This window comes from Paenibacillus sp. LHD-117 (genome assembly GCF_030929555.1).
GTDB lineage: Bacteria > Bacillota > Bacilli > Paenibacillales > Paenibacillaceae > Pristimantibacillus.
Map to the genome: position 1 here is coordinate 35,829 of NZ_JAVFVT010000007.1, position 15,394 is coordinate 51,222.

A 15,394-nucleotide genomic window follows, 5' to 3' on the forward strand; every position below is an offset into this window, starting at 1 on the left:
AGCCGTTAACGAGACCCTGGCAGCAAAACAGTCCCGCGGAACGGATCCGCGGGACTGCAGGTAAAGCGTCTGACCGAACTTGCTTATTCTGCGATCGCCGTTCCTTTTTTCGCTTTTTTGCGGTTCAGGAACTCGTACACGATCGGCACGATAATGAGTGTCAGCAGCGTCGAGCTCGTTAAGCCGCCGATGACCGTTACCGCCATCCCTTTCGAGATCAAACCGCCGGATTCGAAGCCGAATGCGAGCGGAAGCAGCGCGCCGACTGTCGCAATCGCGGTCATCAGGATCGGACGAAGGCGAGTGACGCCCGCTTCAAGCAACGCTTCGCGGACGGACAGCCCTTCCTTCTCCTTGTGGATGACGCGGTCGATCAGGACGATGGCGTTCGTGACGACGATGCCGATCAGCATGAGCGCGCCGATCATTGCCGTTGCGCTTAAGGTTTCGCCTGCGATCAGCAAGCCGACCAAGCCGCCGATAATCGTGAACGGCAGGGAGAACAGTATCGTCAGTGGAGTCAAACCGCCTCCGAACGTCAGCACGAGCACCAGATAAACAACGGCTACCGCCGCCAGCATCGCAAGGCCCAGCTGGGTGAACGTTTCGTTGATTTGCTCCGTTACGCCGCCCATTTTGATCTCGATGTTGTCCGGAAGCTCCATCTCGTCGATTGTATTCTGGATGTCCGACGACACGGCGCCTACGTCGGAAGACTTCACGTCGGCCGATACTTCCGTATACACGCGATCATTCAGTCTCGTGATCGTGTTCGGCGACTCGCCTTCCTCGATCGTGACGACATCCTTCAACGCAACGGCAGTGCCCATCGGCGTCATGATCGACACATTCTCGAGATCGGACAAGTCATTGTACGTTTTCTCTTCCACTTTTACGTACACGTTCACATCTTCGCCATCCTTCTCGATGGTCGTCAGAACAGGATTGCTGCGAACGGGGCTAAGCGCCATCGCGACCTGGCCTGCCGTCAGTCCATATTGGCTGAGCTTGTCGCGGTCCGCGACCAAACGGTATTGCTCGTACGTCTCGGCCAAGCTGGAATCGACCTTCTCCAGATCGCCGTTTTCTTTCAGCTTCCCGACCAGCTCGTCGACGACCGGCTGCAGCGCCTTCATGTCCGGTCCGAATACCTGCATCGTTACCGTGGAGCCGCCTAGGCCGCCGCCACCTCCGAAGTTCTGTTCCTTCCACTCGCCCGCTCCGCCAAGTTCTTGCAGAAGCGGTACGATTTTTTCTTTCTCCGCCGCGAAGTCTTTGAACTCCTTCTCGTAGCTGAGGTTAAACAACGCTTGCTTGGAAGCGCCGGGGCTCATCGGATTTTGTCCGCCAACCGCGTATTGCACGATCGTCAGCCCTTCGTGTTCCATCAATATTTTCTCTGCGCCCAAAGCCATTTCTTCGACTTGCTCTCTCGTTTCGCCCGGTGCCGGGTTGTACGTGACGATTATCGACTTCTGTTCGTCCGCGGGCAAGAAGCTGACCCCGATGACCGGCACGAGGGTAAAGCTGCCGAGCAGCAGCAGGACCGCAAGTCCGAATGTAACCAGCTTGTGGTTCAGCGTCCAGTTCAGCACTTTCTTATACCATAACGCCAATCGTCCCGGCTTATCTTCATGCGTGTGACCGGCTTTGAGCCCCTTGCGGAACATCATGTGCGCCATCATCGGCACGACCGTAATCGCCACGATGAGCGATGCTGCTAAGGCGAACACGACCGTCAGCGCGAACGGCATGAACACTTCGCCGACCATGCCGGAGACGAAGCCGAGCGGCAGGAACACGGCAACGGTTACGATTGTCGATGCCATGATCGGCACGAACATTTCGCGAGTCGCGGAGACGATCAGTTCTTTGCCGCTTAGCTTCTCGCCGGTGAGCGACATGCGCCGGTAAATATTTTCGATAACGACGATGGAATCGTCGATCACGCGTCCGATCGCGACCGTTATTGCGCCAAGCGTCATAATGTTGAGCGTAATGTCCATCTGCTTCAGGACGAGCACCGCCATCAGAATCGAAAGCGGAATCGAAACGACGGAGATGATCGTGGAACGGATGTTGCGCAGGAAGAGCAATATAATGACGACTGCTGCGAGCGCACCGATGACCGCCTTGCTAAGCATCGTGTTCACGGACTCTTCAATCGGCTCGCCTTGGTCGAGCGTCAGTTCGACCGTCACGCCTTCTTGGTCAGCCTTAATCTCTTCTATTTTTTCCTTCGCCAAATTAACGACGTCCACTGTATTCGCGTCTGCCGATTTGACGATGTTCACGCCGATCGAGTCCTTGCCGTTCGTTCGGGAAACGGATTCCGCTTTGCCTTCGATCGTCACATCCGCCACGTCGCTAAGCTTGACGCCAGGCACAAGAACGAGATTGCGCAAATCCTCTTCCGTTACGATGTTGCCGTCGACCAGTACGGATTTCTCCGATGAGCCGAATTCGAATATACCGAGCGGCACCGACATGGCGGAAGCTTGAATAATGCCTTTCACCATTTCTTCGGTCATGCCGATTTCTTCCAGCGCACCTGGCTTAAATGCCAGCTGTCCTTCCAGCACGTTCTGCCCGGAAATTTGGACATCGGCAACGCCGTCAAGTCCCTCCAGCTTCGGAAGCACGTTTTCGTTCACTAGCTTGGTCAGCTGCTCGAGGTTGAGCGATTCGTTGGAGATGCTGAGCGACAGAACCGGGAAGGCGTTTAGGCTGATCCTGGATACGTCGGGCTCCTGCACGCCTTCCGGGAAACCGAGTTCGTTCAGCAGGGTCTTGACCTCTTGCTCCGCCTCGTCCATGTTCGTCTCGTAATCATATTCGATGACGACGGACGACGCGTTCTCGAACGACGTCGACGATACGCTGTTCACGCCGACCAGATTACGCGTGCGCTGCTCGATCGGCTTCGTCACCTTCTCCATCACTTCTTCTGGAGCGGCTCCGGGATAGACCGTCGTTACGCTGACGATCGGAATTGTAATGTCCGGAATCGTCTCCATCTTCATGCTGGTGCCCGCTTGCAAGCCGGCGACCAGCACGATGAGCGTGATGATCCATAAAGCGAATTTGTTGTTCAACGAAAATTGGATAATGCTTTTCAACGTCTCCCACTCCTCTATCTATGGTCAAATTTTGAATCTATATCCTACGCCCCATATCGTTTCGATATATTGGGGGTTGGAAGGATCATGTTCGATCTTCTCGCGAAGCCTTCGGATATGGACGGTCACCGTGGCTGCATCACCGTTGGAATCGAGGCCCCAGATCCGCTCGAACAGCTCCTCCTTTTCGAACACGCGGTTCGGATAAGAAGCCAGCAGCAAGAGCAGCTCATATTCCTTCGAAGTAAGCATGGCTTCCTTCTCGTGGATCGTCACCCTGCGAGCCGTTTTGTCGATGATCAGCCCCCTAATCTGAATGATGTTCTGCAGACCCGGCTTATCTGCCGTAAGCCTCTCGAACCTGGCGAGATGCGCTTTGACACGGGCGACCAGCTCGCTCGGACTGAACGGCTTCGTGATGTAGTCGTCCGCTCCGAGGCCAAGTCCCCTGATCTTATCGATATCTTCTTTCTTGGAAGTCACCATGAGAATCGGCATATTATGTTTGCTCCTTATTTGCCGACAGATTTCGAACCCGTCGATCTTCGGCAGCATGACGTCGAGAATAACAAGATCATGTACGCCTTCCATCGCCTTCTGCAATCCGACATCGCCGCGGCTTTCGATCTGAACCGTGTAGCCATGGCTTTCCAAATAATCTCTCTCAAGCTCGGCAATGGACTTCTCGTCTTCGATAATCAGGATGTTCTTCATGTTTCGTTCACCGCCTTGATTGCTTGCAGCCTCAGGCAAAATCTCGCTCCGCCTTCTTGCGCGTTCTCCGCCCACACGGAGCCACCGTGTCCTTCGACGATCTGCTTCACGATGGCGAGGCCGAGCCCGCTGCCGCCGGTCTCGGAATTGCGGGATTGCTCCGCCCGGTAGAACCCGTCGAAAATATGGGGCAGATCGGCTTCGTCAATGCCGGGACCCGTATCCTCGAAGCAGATGATCGCGTCGCCGCCCACCCCGGATACCGTGACGGTAATCCGGTTGTCGCTTTGTTCGGGCTCCTGATTCATGTATTTAATCCCATTCGACAGAATGTTCGCGAATACCCGGTTCAGCTTGTCCGGATCGGCCGCGACTTGGATGCCCGCAGCTTCCTCTTCATTCTTCACCACTAGCTTAATGCCTGATTTCTCCAGATCGAACCGCTGCTCCTCCATATAATCGTCTACGTATCGCACGATATCGACGACCTTGAAGTCGTAAGCGACCTTCTGCAAGTCCAGCTTGGAGAACAGGAACAGCTCGTCGATCAAGTGATCCATTTCCGAAGCCTTCCGGTAGATCGTGCCCATGTAACGGTCGCGTTTCTCGTCCGTATTGGCGATGCCGTCCATAATGCCTTCCACATAACCTTTGATCGCCGAGATCGGCGTCTTCAGGTCATGCGAAATATGCGACAGCAGCAGCTTGCGGTTCTCTTCGTACTGAAGGCTCTGATCGATGGAATGCTTCAGCCTCACCCGCATTTCCTCGAAGGCGGCGCCGAGCTGAACGACTTCATTCGAACGTCCAAGCTTCGGCTTGCAGTACTTCTTCTGAAGCGCCATCGGCTGGCTAAGATCGCCCTCCTTGATCTGCAAGGCGGCCGTCCGTAGCGATTGAAGCGGCTTAATGATGCTGCGGGAAACGAAGTACGTGAGCAGCAAGCTCGTCAGCAGAATCGACAGCAAACTTAAGATCATCGTGAGCGGATGCCAGAAGAACGGAATCTGCTCCGTTCGGTACAGCAAAAGGACCGTGCCTTCGCCGCCGTCCGGATATTGGAAGCGGAGCTGATGCGTCGTGAACCGGTAGGATTGGAAATACAGCTTTTCCCTCGGAAACTCCGTCAGCAGCTGCCAATTCTCGTCCGGCGCAAGCGAACTCAGGAATGGCGACACTTCCGATACGGTTCCGTCTTTGGAGATGATCAGTCCCGCCCACTGCTTGCTTAACCGTTCTTGAAGGTCGGACAAGAAAGCCGGATTTTGCATCTGACCTGCGTCTTCCCTCAGCACGTAGGTCAGCTCGCCGTAGACGAGCGCCTGGTTAAAGTTCTCGTTCTGCTTTGCTTTGGTGAGCTCGCGGATATCCTGTTCCCCGCTTCCCAGGACGATCAGCATGATGAAGAGGATTAACAGGATGAAAGGGACGATTGCCATCGCCAAGTAGGACATATAAAGTTTTAAGCGAATGGACATGCATCACGCCCCGTTCCGTCAGATTTTGTTTCATCTATCGTTTATCATAAGAGGTAATTCTAAACGAATAGGTAATCAATTCTTACAAAATTATTACGTTATCGCCTAAGGGTTGCTTCCTTGGGCCTAAAAGTTATACGGGCACAATTGGTGAAAGTTTCCTAGATGCTGGCGAAGCATGCCCCAGCAATGCGAATAGGCAAGCCGGAACACGCAAATAGCGCATTCCGGCTTGCCCAGGTGAATTTCTATTTTATTCGCAATCAACAAGCGAACCGTCCGGCATCCAAATCCGAAAACGTCCGCTAAGCGCCATAAAGGCGAACATGTACAAACAGTTGTCGTAATACCTTCGGTTGCCCGTTCGGACGGGCGTATCCCACAGCAGTTGGACGGACGACCTCGCATTCGGGCCGTCCGCGGCCAGCGAAGCGGCGGCGTTCGTTGCGAGCAGCCCGACGGGATGCAGAGACGCCTCCTCGAACGGCTCCCCGTCGATTCGATAACGACGGTAATCCCGCGGCGACTTGTCGGCGAAGAAAGCTAGAATGCGATCGGCCACGGACCGTTGGCGTCCGTCCTTGCCGAACCATTCGTAATCGAGACCGATGTTGGCGGCCACGCGATACGCATCGCTGAAGAAATGGCCGTAACCCCTTTCGTCGTTCGGCTTGCCGTCGTAGAAGGCATATTCCGGCGAGAGCCCCGTCTCCGGATGGCAGGACGACACGATATAATCGCGGCTTGCGGCTGCTGCCTCCTCCCAGAACCGGCGATCCTCCGGATAAGCCCATAACGCGAACAACTCGTAAAAATGCGGCAAATGATAGGACGGATCGGAATATTCAACTTCGGGAACGAACTTGATCAACTTATTATCCGGATTCCACATCGGATATCCGTTTCCGTCTTCGCCTTGATGGAGGCAGGTGCGCAATAGATCCCGCGCCTGCTTGCCGTAATCGTAAGGGTATTTGCCGTCTCCCCACCGGTGCGAGGCGAACAAGAGCGCCATTGCGAAATATTCCTCGCCATCCGGCGCGGGACCGTTCGAATTTCTTGTTCCGTCAGGCAGACAGGACCAAGCAAAGTACCCCTTGTGTTTGCCTTCCGTCATGTACATATAGGTATAAGCCCAATTCCATATTCGATCGAACAGATCCTTCCGGCCGAATTGAACCGCCATCATCATGCCGTACGACATGCCCTCCGAACGGACGTCGAGATTGCCGGTATCGAGCAAATAACCTTTGTCGTCGCCCATGGGATAATAGATGCGCGTCGTTTCATTATCCCCGAACAGCGCTTCCCATGTTTCGTTCAACCTTGTTTCGATCGCAACCGGATCGTATCCGCATTCCGCGAACATATTCCGGTATTTACCCGTTACAAATGCTCCCTGTCTCTCTCTCATAGCCTTTTCCCTCCGAATTCGCATATCGACTCTTGGAAGTTTCCCATCATTCGGGAATCAGCCTTTTACGCCGCCGACCATCATGCCTTTCACGAAGTACTTTTGCAAGAACGGGTATACCATAATAATGGGAAGTGATGCCACGATCGTCATCGTCGCACGAATGGCGAACGGCGTAACGCCCGATCCCTGTTGCCCCGCGTTGGCGAATGCGTCGCTTGCCGATTTCGACGTCATCGAAGCGTTCGAGTTTTGCAATATTTTCTGCAATTCGTATTGCAGCGTGCTGAGATCGACATTCGACGAATTGTAGAGGAATACGTCAAACCATTGATTCCATTGATAGACGCCGCTGAAGAGCGCGACGGTGGCAAGCACCGGCGTGCTGAGCGGCAGCACGATGCTGAAGAAATTGCGGTACTCTCCCGCTCCGTCCATGCGCGCCGACTCCAGAATGCTCTCCGGCAGCCCTTCGATAAAGGAACGAATGATAATCAGATTGAATACGCCGATCAGCCCCGGGAAGATGTACACCCAGAAGCTGTCGATCAAGCCCAGGTCGCGTATGAGCAAAAAGTTCGGAATAAGTCCGCCGTTGATGTACATCGTCAATATAAACGCAATCGTAACGAATTTCCGCAATACATATTCTTCCCTGCTGATCGTATACGCCACCATCGCCGAACAAAATACGGTGACCGCGGTGCCGATGACGGTGCGCAGCACCGAAATCATCGTTGCGTGGAAGATCGTCGCCTCCGCCAGCACGTATTTGTAGTTCTCCAGCGTCCATATGCGAGGCATCAAGTAGATGCCTCCGCGTATGGAGTCGCTTGCGTTGTTGAACGAAACGGCAAGCGTATTGAGAAACGGATACAGCGTAACCACCATTAGCAGCGTGAGGAACAGAAAGTTGCCGTATTCGAACAACCGGTCGCCCATGGACATCGGCCGCCTGCTCCTCTTCGATTTTCTCTTGATCGCGAGTCCCGCCACTCTGCTCTCCTCCTTTTAATACAATCTGGATTCGCCTAATCGTTTGGCGATGTGGTTGGCCGCGAACAGAAGCATAAAGCTGACGATCGTCTTGAACATGCCCGCCGCGGTCGACAGCGAGAAGTTACTCTGCGCAATCCCGTATTTCAAAACGAATATGTCAAGATTTTCCGAATAGTCAACGTTCATTGGGTTGCCGAGCAAGTATTGGGGCTCGAACCCGGATTCCATCAGATAACCGATATTCATAATGAGCAACACGATAATGACCGGCTTAATGCCGGGCAGCGTGATGTGCCACATCCGCTTGAATCGACCGGCGCCGTCGATCTCTGCCGCCTCGTATTGGGCGGGGTCGATCATCGTCATTGCGGCCAAATAAACGATCGTATTCCAGCCGACATCTTTCCATACCGTACTCGCTCCGAAAATGGTCCAAAACTGTTCAGGGATGCCGAGGAACAATATTTCTTCTTTAATAAGTCCAGCCTTCATTAGCAATTCGTTTATAATGCCGTCCGTCGACAATGTCGTCTGAATGATGCCGGCGGCGACCACCCACGATATAAAATGCGGCAAATAGCTGACCGTTTGCACGATTCGTTTGAAAACGACCTGCCTCAGCTCGTTCAGCAGCAGCGCCAGCGTAATGGCGGTGACGAAGCCAAGCACCAGATTGATGCCGCTCATCGCAACCGTGTTGCGCAGCACCCGCAAGAACCGTTCATCCTCGAACAAGAAACGAAAATGCTCGAAGCCGACCCATTCCTGGTCACTGAATCCGAGCGCGGGCTTGAATTTCTGAAATGCGATGGTCCAGCCCCACAGCGGAACGTATTTAAAAATAAACAACCAGATCAGAAACGGAACGGACATAATAACAAGCGCATGCTGCCGGCCGAGCGTTTTGAAAAAAGCGGCGATGCCAGACCGCGGCTTGCCTGGTTTGATGCCGGATGCCAGGTCCGCTGTACGATTCTCCATCTGTTTCTCTCCTTCCGGCTTGCTTTATATTCGGACGAGCGAAAGGCCGAGCCTGCGCGGCAGGCGTCAGGGTCGGCCTCTCCTTGCATCGCCGTTATGAATGCGTCAAACCTTATTGGGCCGCTTCGATCAGCTTTTTCACTTCGGCGGTTACGAACTGCTCGTAAGCGGCCGTATCCAGCTTGCCGAATTCGCCCAAATATTCGTTCCAGATGCTTTCGAACTCATCCGTCTTCGCAAGCACGAGTTTAGGGAAATACTTTTTGACGAGCTCCGTCTTTTTCGTTTCGTAGATTTGCGGCTCCGAGCCTTGCTCCTTCGGAATGCCCCATGCCGGGTACCAAGGACGCTTATCCGGCGCGGCGAACATGGCTGCATACGTTTGGACGCCGTATTTGCCCAAAATCTCTTTGTCCGCATCGGTCAGACTCATCTGGAACACTTCCGGCTGCAGGCCAGGCGCAAAGGCGTTGCCGTTCGAAAGCGTGGAGTTCGTGCCGTATTGCGGCCAGTTCCAATCATAATATTTGAACCCGAATTTCTCGCGGAAAGGTTCGTCGATTTTTTTGATTTGCTCCGCCGTGCGGTAGAAGCGGCCGTTCGCGTCCACTTCGTACGTTTCGCCTTGAACGCCCCAGCTTTTGAGAATCTGGTTTTCTTCTTTCAACAGGTTGTCGATGTATTGAATGATGCGAACCGGATCTTTGGCGCTTACCGTAATGCCCATGCCGCGGTTCTTGACGAAGCCCGGAGGATCCAGATATTGATCCTTCTGACCGTCGAACGTGACCGGCAGCGGGAAGTAAACGAAGTCATCCTTGGCTGGATCGGCCTTGGCCGCATCCTTCAGCACATTTTGCGCGTTGCCGATCTGCCAGCCGTAGTCGAAGAATCCAAGCACCTTGCCCGAAGATAATTTCGCCAAATACTGATCGTAGTTATCCACGAAGGATGACTTGTCGAACAGGCCTTCGGCATTCAGTTTGTTCAGCTCGGAAAGCCATTTTTTCGTCGCATCGGACGAGGAATACGTTTTGGCTTCGAACGTATTCATGTCGACGATCACTTCGCCGTCGTTCGGATAACCTTGCAGATGCATCGGCGGATTCGACGTTGCGAAGAATCTCCAGTCGTGCGTCAGCGAAACGAAGCCGGTCAGATCCTCTTCTTTATGTTTGGCCGCATAATCGCGGACCAGATTAAAGTATTCGTCCAGCGTCTTGATTTGCGGATAACCCGCTTCCTTAAGTACGCGGCGCTGCACCCAGAACGCGCCTTGGTTAATGTTCGGATCCGGGATGTATTCGCCTACGACGTTCGAGAATGGCAGGAAATAAATTTTGCCGTCCTCCGCCTTCATTTGGTTGAAATAAGGGCCATAGACGCGCTTAATGTTCGGACCGTGTTCTTCGATCAAATCGGTCAAGTCGATAAAGGCGCCTGCGCCCAATACTTCGTCGATCGCCGCATCCGGAATCAGAACGTCCGGATATTTGTTCGACGCGATCATCGTGCCGATTTTGGTATTCAAGTCGCCGACCAGATTTTCGATCTTGAAGTTGACGCCCGTTTGATCCTCCAGCAATTTGCCGATCGTCGTTTCGTTCGTGTTGACGTCTTTGGCGGCTCCCGCTCCGTTAAAATACGTAAACGTCACCTTGTCGAGCGGCTTCTCGGTTTCCTCGGCCTGCTGGCCGCCCGCGTTGCTGTCCGGCGCTTTCGTCGGTTCTTCCTTGTTGCCGCCGCCCGTGCACGCCGATGCGGCGAGCGAGAACACAAGAAGAACGCTTGCCGTCGTAATTGACCAATGTTTCTTCATCGAATTGCCCCCTGTGTACGAATATTTGAAAGCACTTTCATTGTAACTGCAGAGCAAACCGATGCAGACCCCCCTAAATTTAGTCCCTACTACAAAAATTTAAGATATTAATGCCGATCCTTCGATCGGGATCCCGATTTTGACGATCGTGCCTTGGCCGGGCTCGCTATCGATCGCGAAAATAAACCCTTCCCCATATAAAAGCTTCAGCCGGTAAATGACGTTCTGAACGCCGATCCGTTCGCCAAGCTCGGCATCCTCCGCCAAGTACAGCCTGATGTTCTCCAGTTGCTCTTGTCCCATGCCGCCTCCGTTGTCGCGTATGGAAAAATAAATCATTTGCGGATGAACCTCGATGCGCAGGTCGATATGTCCTCCCTTTTTCACCTGCTCGACGCCGTGGATACAAGCGTTCTCGACGAACGGCAAATAGACGAACTTGGGAATCAGGCAGCTCTCCGCCTCGGGATCGACGGCCAAATCGTAAGTCAGCCTGTCTCCGAATCGGTATTGCTGAATTTCGAGGAAACACAAAATAAATTCCATCTCTTCCCTCACCGTGACCATGTCGCGTTTCCAGGTCAGCGAGCTGCGGAACAGCTTGGCCATATTGTGAATGATTTTCGCCGTTTCCGTTTCTTTTTTGATGACGCTGCGCATTCGGATCGTCTCCAAGGCGTTGAACAGGAAGTGGGGATTGATCTGGCTTTGCAGCGCGTTGAGCTGCGCCTTGCGGCGCTCCAGCTCCAGGCTCTTCTGCCGGATGTCGGCGACGTACACGTCGTTGATCAAGCTGCGGATTTGGAGTGTCATCCGGTTGAATTCGCCGGTCAGCTGGCCGATTTCGTCCCGCGTTTCTTCTTGGTGAATCGTATCGAAATGCTGGTTCTTGACACGTTTCATGTATTTCAGAATATTGCCTAGCCTTGCCGTGATCGATCTTGCGATCCACGTTATGATCAACGTCGGCACGATCAGGTTGATGGCCGCAATCCAATAAACGAATTTCCGCGACTGATAAAGTTCGGTGAAAATTTCTTTCTCCGACACGACGGCGATCATCTGCCACTTGTCCAGCATGCTGTCCGCAGGGTAGCTTGTCCGGAACTGTATGGAATTCGAGGGGTGCTTGATGTCGTCGAACGGCTGACGGGCGCCAAGCCATTCGAAGTCCGAGCGGTTCGAATATTCCACTTCTCCGCGATCGTTCACCAAATAAATCGCGCCCTTCACGTTCAAGTTGGAGACGATCGCGTGCAGCGTAGACATTTTCAGCTCGATTTTCAAAACCTTTTCCCATTTGTTCATCGAATCGAAATAATTCATTCGCCTGACGATGCTGAAAGTTTCCGACGCTCCGCCTGCCGCGTTCGAAACCAGCAAATCCTCTCTCGGCGAACGTACGAAAACGGTCGCGTTCGACGATGGTCCGCCAAGCGTCTTGTACCACTCCGATTGTTTGACGTCGCTGGACAGGAAGCCGATGCCGCCGGAATGGAGCAGGGTCGGATTGTCCAAATAAATTTTTATGTTTTGCACCGATGCGTAGACCGGGGTATAGCTGTTCAGAATTCGGCGGAAATACGAATCGTATGCTTCAATATAATCGGCCGGTCTCGTGTATTCGGTCTCCAGAAGCTCGTAAAGCTTGTTGTCGGTGAAGAAGCCGTTGGAAACGTTGATCGCGCCTTCCAGCTCCGTCCACAGCTGATTTTTGACCTGCTCCAGCGCTCTCGTGGTATCTTCCATATTTTTGCGTTTAACGTTGTCGCTCGTGACCTGATAAAAAATAATGTTGGTCAACAGGATCGGCAGCAGAACGCAAAGTAAATAAACGATCATCATTTTGTCGCGCAACCGGATATGGTTCAAGCCGAGCTTGCGGCCGGACAGCATCTTGCGTAGCATGGCAGGCTTTCCCCCTTATTTTAGCGTAGGCTATTGCGGTACTCGGTCGGCGTCATGTTTTCCAGCTTCTCGAATTGCGACACAAAATATTCAACATTGTTAAAGCCGATTCGGTCGGCGATCTCGTAAATGCGGTGATCGGTCTGGCGCAGGAGCCGCTTCGCTTCGTTCACGCGCAGCTGCAGCACATAATCGTTGAAATAGGTGCCGTATGTTTTTTTGAAAAGCTGCCCCAAATAAACGGGATTCATAAAGAACCGTGCAGCTATCGATTTCAAGTTAATGTTCGAAGCGTAGTTGGCGTCGATGTAGCTCTTCACCTTCTGCACGCCTCCCTTGGCCAAATCCTTACGCTGCCGCGCCGCGTGCTTCGAGCATTCCATGACGAAGCGGGCGAACAGCTCCTTCAGCGCCGTCCCCGTCACATTGCGGTCGTACCACGAGAGCATCGGCTTCTTGTAGACCATCGCCTCCGTGTCGATGTCCATCCTGTGCAGCGTGGCAAGCGCTTCGGACACGCATCGGTGCAAGCTCGTCCGTACAGCTTCGGGCACGAAGCAGCGGGTGCGGAACTGAAGGAATATTTGGTCTACCGCTTCCGCGATGGCCGGCTCGTCGTTTTCTTCCATACATTCGTTCAGGCGATGGAAAAACGAATTGTCCATAATCATGTAATGCGGCTGTATGGCGCGCAGCTCGTTATAAAGGAACACGGACCGGCTTTCGTCCATGTATTTGTATTGCATCGCCTCTTTGGCGCTTTCGTATGCCAGCTTCAAATCGGCGAGGCGGCTCACCGCGCCGCCGGCATAAACGCAGATCGGCCTTCCCGCCGCCGCCTGCAGCTTGCCCTGCAGCGACTTGGCCAGCCGCTCCAGGCTCCAATGCTCGGGAAGCGCCGCTTCCGCCACAAGAACGCCGAGCCTCCCTCTATGCTCGTGCGTATGGAGAGTCCGCATGGTAGGCGCGATAGCCTCCATCGCGGCGAGCGTGAGCTGCCGCATATCTTGGAGCGCGTCCGTTCTGGCTTCCATAAGCTGCGGATCGTTTTCGTTCGGCTCGATGAACAAATAATAATAATCGCCGCGCGAAGGAAGCTCCATCATGGTCTGCCATTCTTCGGCCTGCTCGCTCGTGAATTCACCTTTGATCAGCGCGGCGATCACTTCGCTTCCCAAACGGCTCTGCTGACGCATCGCTTCAGCCGCCTCGTTCTCCAGCTTTCCCTTCAGCTCCAGCAGCGTTGCTTCCATGACGGTTTCGTCGATCGGCTTCAGCAGAAAGTCGCACACGCCGTATTTGAGCGCCTGCTGGGCGTATTTGAATTCGTCGTAACCGCTTACAATAATGAACTTGGTTTGCAAATGATGCTCCAGCACCGCTCTGCGGATCAGACCCAGTCCATCCAGGACAGGCATCCGGATGTCCGTTATGACTACGTCGGGGGTATCGACGAGTATCATCTCGAGCGCATCCTCGCCGTTATCGGATTCGCCCGACACGACGAACCCGCATTTTTCCCATCCGATCAGCTCCCTTAAGCCTTGTCTGAAGAAAGCCTCGTCGTCAACGAGCAGTACACGAAACATAGATTCATCCTCCTTGGTATATAACAGCTTTTAATCGAATAAATTCCGAAAAATACGTGACACGACACCTCCCTTCCGCTACATTGGTAACAGAGAGAGGAGCCTGCCGAAATGCCGACAAACATTAGCGCCGCGCAGCGCGGCTTGTTTACGATCGTAACGATTCTGTATTGGACCTCGATGTATATTTATGTGCCGACGTTGTCTCCTTACTTGAAGGACAGCGGCTATTCGCTGCAGTTCATCGGCATCGTGCTCGGCAGCTACGGTTTCGTACAAATGCTTGTCCGCTTCCCGCTTGGCCTCTTCTCCGACCGATGGGGCAAGCGCAAGCCGTTTATATTGCTCGGCATGTTGACAGCCGCTGCGAGCTGTCTGCTGTTTGTTATTCCCGGCTCCTGGATATGGCCGCTTGCGGGGCGCGTCATCGCGGGGGTGTGCGCTTCGACCTGGGTCGCGTTTACCGTCATGTATGCCGGCTTCTTCGGAAGCGGCGGCACGGGCCGCGCCATGGGCAACATTAGTCTGATGACCGTATCGGGCCAAATGCTGGGCATGCTGCTGAGCGGCTGGCTGACGGACAGGTTCAGTCCGGACGCCCCTTTCCTGCTCGGAGCCGCCGTGGCCATCGCCGGCCTTCTGCTCGCACTCTTGCTCCGCGAGACGCCTTCCGAGCGAAACGGACAATCCGGCATGTCGGTAGCCAAGATCGCCTCCGTCGTTCGCGACGCTACGTTGCTGCGCGTTTCGCTGCTGTCGATTCTTGCTCACGGCGTCTTGTTCATTACGATGTTCGGCTTTACGCCGCTCAAAGCGGCGGAGCTCGGCGCGAACGGCACGCAGCTGACGCTGCTCGTTTTTTCTTTCATGCTGCCGCACGCAATCGCGTCGTTCGGCAGCGCGGCGTGGCTCGTGCCGCGGTTCGGCTATTGGCCCACGATTGCCGCCGGTTTTGTCGTTAGCGGCATTTGCACGGGACTGATGGCCGCCGCTCCATCGCTGGAATGGCTTTATGTCACGCAAGCGGTTAACGGCCTCGCACAAGGCCTTCATTTGCCTCTGCTGCTCGGCCTTGCGATTCGCGATGTCGACGGCTCTTCCAGGGCAACCGCGATGGGCATGTATCAGGCGCTGTACGCGATCGGCATGTTCTCGGGACCGTTCCTGGCAGGCTGGCTGAACGAAAGCTGGGGACTCGACAGCGGCTTTCTGTTCGGGGCCATGCTGGCCGCCGCCGCTTCCCTTCTCGTCTGGCGCTGGGCGGCGCGCGACCGGAGGCGCGAACGTCCTCGGTCAGCGCCTTCCCGGCCGAAGGATTAGGCTGGGATGATTATACAACAGCAGGCAAAGCGATTCCATTCCTTTTTTCGACA

Annotated in this window: 10 protein-coding genes; 1 reads left to right on the forward strand and 9 read right to left on the reverse strand. The window is 54.2% G+C overall.

The genetic code is table 11. From position 1 onward, the window contains the following. Positions 1 to 83: 83 nt before the first annotated feature. From RB620_RS06855 to RB620_RS06895, 9 genes are all read right to left on the reverse strand, one after another. On the reverse strand, positions 84 to 3,119 hold the full coding sequence (locus RB620_RS06855) for an efflux RND transporter permease subunit (RefSeq protein ID WP_308092976.1): 3,036 nt from the start codon (positions 3,117 to 3,119) through the stop codon (positions 84 to 86). Positions 3,120 to 3,143: 24 nt separating this feature from the next. Beyond that, entirely contained in the window at positions 3,144 to 3,833 is a 690-nt protein-coding gene (locus RB620_RS06860; protein WP_308092978.1) for a response regulator transcription factor, read from the reverse strand. Beyond that, positions 3,830 to 5,311 carry a HAMP domain-containing sensor histidine kinase gene (locus tag RB620_RS06865; RefSeq protein WP_308092979.1) on the reverse strand — a complete coding sequence of 494 codons (1,482 nt, stop codon included), beginning with the start codon at positions 5,309 to 5,311 and terminating at the stop codon, positions 3,830 to 3,832. Before RB620_RS06865 ends, RB620_RS06860 begins: the two co-directional genes overlap by 4 nt. A 253-nt stretch (positions 5,312 to 5,564) precedes the next feature. Further along, entirely contained in the window at positions 5,565 to 6,725 is a 1,161-nt protein-coding gene (locus tag RB620_RS06870) for a family 8 glycosyl hydrolase (protein WP_308092980.1), read from the reverse strand. A gap of 57 nt (positions 6,726 to 6,782) precedes the next feature. Then, entirely contained in the window at positions 6,783 to 7,673 is an 891-nt protein-coding gene (locus RB620_RS06875; RefSeq protein WP_308093229.1) for a carbohydrate ABC transporter permease, read from the reverse strand. 63 nt (positions 7,674 to 7,736) lie between these two features. After that, the gene (locus RB620_RS06880; protein ID WP_308092981.1) at positions 7,737 to 8,705 is read right to left on the reverse strand and encodes an ABC transporter permease; all 969 of its coding nucleotides are present in this window, start codon (positions 8,703 to 8,705) and stop codon (positions 7,737 to 7,739) included. Between the two features lie 112 nt (positions 8,706 to 8,817). Further along, positions 8,818 to 10,524, reverse strand: coding sequence for an extracellular solute-binding protein (locus RB620_RS06885; RefSeq protein ID WP_308092982.1), 1,707 nt, complete (start codon positions 10,522 to 10,524; stop codon positions 8,818 to 8,820). A gap of 99 nt (positions 10,525 to 10,623) precedes the next feature. Beyond that, the gene (locus tag RB620_RS06890; protein ID WP_308092984.1) at positions 10,624 to 12,432 is read right to left on the reverse strand and encodes a sensor histidine kinase; all 1,809 of its coding nucleotides are present in this window, start codon (positions 12,430 to 12,432) and stop codon (positions 10,624 to 10,626) included. 20 nt (positions 12,433 to 12,452) lie between these two features. Next, positions 12,453 to 14,021, reverse strand: coding sequence for a response regulator transcription factor (locus tag RB620_RS06895; RefSeq protein ID WP_308092986.1), 1,569 nt, complete (start codon positions 14,019 to 14,021; stop codon positions 12,453 to 12,455). A 111-nt stretch (positions 14,022 to 14,132) separates the two neighbouring features. Here RB620_RS06895 and RB620_RS06900 point away from each other — a divergent pair, with 111 nt between their 5' ends. After that, a complete protein-coding gene (locus tag RB620_RS06900; protein ID WP_308092987.1) occupies positions 14,133 to 15,341 on the forward strand; it encodes an MFS transporter in 1,209 nt (402 codons plus the stop codon). Positions 15,342 to 15,394: the final 53 nt, after the last annotated feature.

What these genes read in the sequence shown, in the direction of transcription:
- RB620_RS06900 (WP_308092987.1), top strand. Translation starts at nt 14,133, where the DNA reads ATGCCGACAAACATTAGCGCCGCGCAGCGCGGCTTGTTTACGATCGTA.
- RB620_RS06860 (WP_308092978.1), bottom strand. Translation starts at nt 3,833, where the DNA reads ATGAAGAACATCCTGATTATCGAAGACGAGAAGTCCATTGCCGAGCTT.
- RB620_RS06885 (WP_308092982.1), bottom strand. Translation starts at nt 10,524, where the DNA reads ATGAAGAAACATTGGTCAATTACGACGGCAAGCGTTCTTCTTGTGTTC.
- RB620_RS06895 (WP_308092986.1), bottom strand. Translation starts at nt 14,021, where the DNA reads ATGTTTCGTGTACTGCTCGTTGACGACGAGGCTTTCTTCAGACAAGGC.
- RB620_RS06890 (WP_308092984.1), bottom strand. Translation starts at nt 12,432, where the DNA reads ATGCTACGCAAGATGCTGTCCGGCCGCAAGCTCGGCTTGAACCATATC.
- RB620_RS06875 (WP_308093229.1), bottom strand. Translation starts at nt 7,673, where the DNA reads ATGTCCATGGGCGACCGGTTGTTCGAATACGGCAACTTTCTGTTCCTC.
- RB620_RS06870 (WP_308092980.1), bottom strand. Translation starts at nt 6,725, where the DNA reads ATGAGAGAGAGACAGGGAGCATTTGTAACGGGTAAATACCGGAATATG.
- RB620_RS06865 (WP_308092979.1), bottom strand. Translation starts at nt 5,311, where the DNA reads ATGTCCATTCGCTTAAAACTTTATATGTCCTACTTGGCGATGGCAATC.
- RB620_RS06880 (WP_308092981.1), bottom strand. Translation starts at nt 8,705, where the DNA reads ATGGAGAATCGTACAGCGGACCTGGCATCCGGCATCAAACCAGGCAAG.